The sequence below is a fragment of the Pseudomonas sp. TE12508 genome, assembly GCF_056279485.1.
Genome location: NZ_JBWCCN010000045.1, coordinates 1 through 1,557, shown reverse-complemented (window position 1 = coordinate 1,557; position 1,557 = coordinate 1). Strand labels below are relative to the sequence as shown.

1 protein-coding gene is annotated in these 1,557 nt (G+C 54.8%); it reads right to left on the bottom strand.

Features of this window, described 5'->3' with window-relative positions; all coding sequences use genetic code 11:
- Positions 1 to 25 precede the first annotated feature (25 nt).
- Complete coding sequence (locus ACZ9IM_RS30460; RefSeq protein ID WP_476225833.1) at positions 26 to 1,285, bottom strand: IS110 family RNA-guided transposase; 1,260 nt, start codon at positions 1,283 to 1,285, stop codon at positions 26 to 28.
- Between the last annotated feature and the right edge of the window lie 272 nt (positions 1,286 to 1,557).

The window sequence follows — 1,557 nt, the reverse complement described above, 5'->3', positions numbered from 1 at the left end:
CAGCTTCACGCCCTGAGGAAGTCAGTCAACCTAAATCGAGGTTCTTCAGGAGCGGTGAACCGCGCTTCCTCAAGGCATTCAAATAGGTGGTTTCATCGTAGAGCGTCCTGGTCTGCCAGCACCGATATAGAATCCGAATCCACTTAAACGCGAGTGCGCGTACAGCAGCTTGATAGGTGCTCCCTTTGGCGCGTTGCTGCCGGTAGAAAGCTCCAGCCCAAAAGGATTTATTGATGGTCTGCCCCGCCCATTCCACGAAGGTCTGACGAAGAAATGTTGGACATTGCCAGCGCCAATGCACCCAGCTCTTCTTACCGCTCCGTTCCGTCACCGGGGCAATGCCTGAGTATTTTTGCAACTCGTCCGCGCCATGGAAACGCTCACGTTGCTCTCCGAAGGCTGCGAGTAAACGTGGCGCTAGATGCGGGCCTGCGCCCGGCAAGCCACGAAACAATGCGTAATCCGGTAGTGCAGAAGCGACCCGCTCGATTTCCTTATCGAAGCGATCGATCACCGAGAGGACGGTGCGTAGTTGCTCCACCAACGCGAGGGCGTGTAAGCGGCAAGGCTCGATAATGCCGGCATCTTCTGTGAGCGCAGATGCCGCACGAATCGACGCCAAACGCGCCTCGATCAATGTGGCGCGACGCCCGTTGTGGGCATAAAAGAACGCCTCAAGCGTGGTTTTACGCGCCCGTTTGGCTGACAGGAGTGTCGGCCAGCGAGTGAGAAAATCGCAAAACAACAGAGTGTCTCGCTGCTCGAACCATTCCAGTGCCTGCGGGTAATATTGCTTGAGGGTGTTGCATAAACGGTTGGTAAAACGCGTCTTGTCGTTGACCAGATCCCGACGCTGTTCGATCAGGCTAAGCAGCGAACGCATGGCCACACTCTGCGGCCTGAGCGCGGTGAACCGTTCAGGATGGCGAAGCAGTAGATCGAGTGCTAACTCCGCATCGGTGGGATCATCCTTGGCGCGACTCGGCTTGAACGCCACGCGATATTTGGCAAGCGTCGAGGGATTGATCGGGAACAGCACGAAAAAGTCATACTTCAGCAGAGCCGACACAATAGGCCCTTTGGCCAACTCCAGAGCTACAGCGATAGGGCCACCGAAGCGAAGGTGCAATGCCTTGGCCCACTCATCAATGCGATCAACCTGGTGCGGAATACAGTCGAACTGACGATGATTGTCATCCCCAGCCTGTAGGCAAATATCATGTTTGGTATCTGCCCAATCAATGCCGACATAGGCTGTGAATTGCTGACTCAAGGACGCTGTCACGTGAACCTCCGCAAGCGATAAAATAGCTGCTAGGGACATGCATGCTTGCGTTCAGCGAAGGCAATATAGTGAGCCGGTGCGACGGCGAACCCTGAGTATTCGTTATCGAGCGCAAGCGCACCTGTAGACTCGGAACTAAAGCTGCAAACGTCATGCGTTTGGGTCGTTTTATTCGTAGTCTACAGGTGCATGTTCCACCCTCGCTGACAGCTACCTGCCAACCGTTACCAGTATCGATGAAGGTGGGACGGACTATCTATATTGGGTCGATT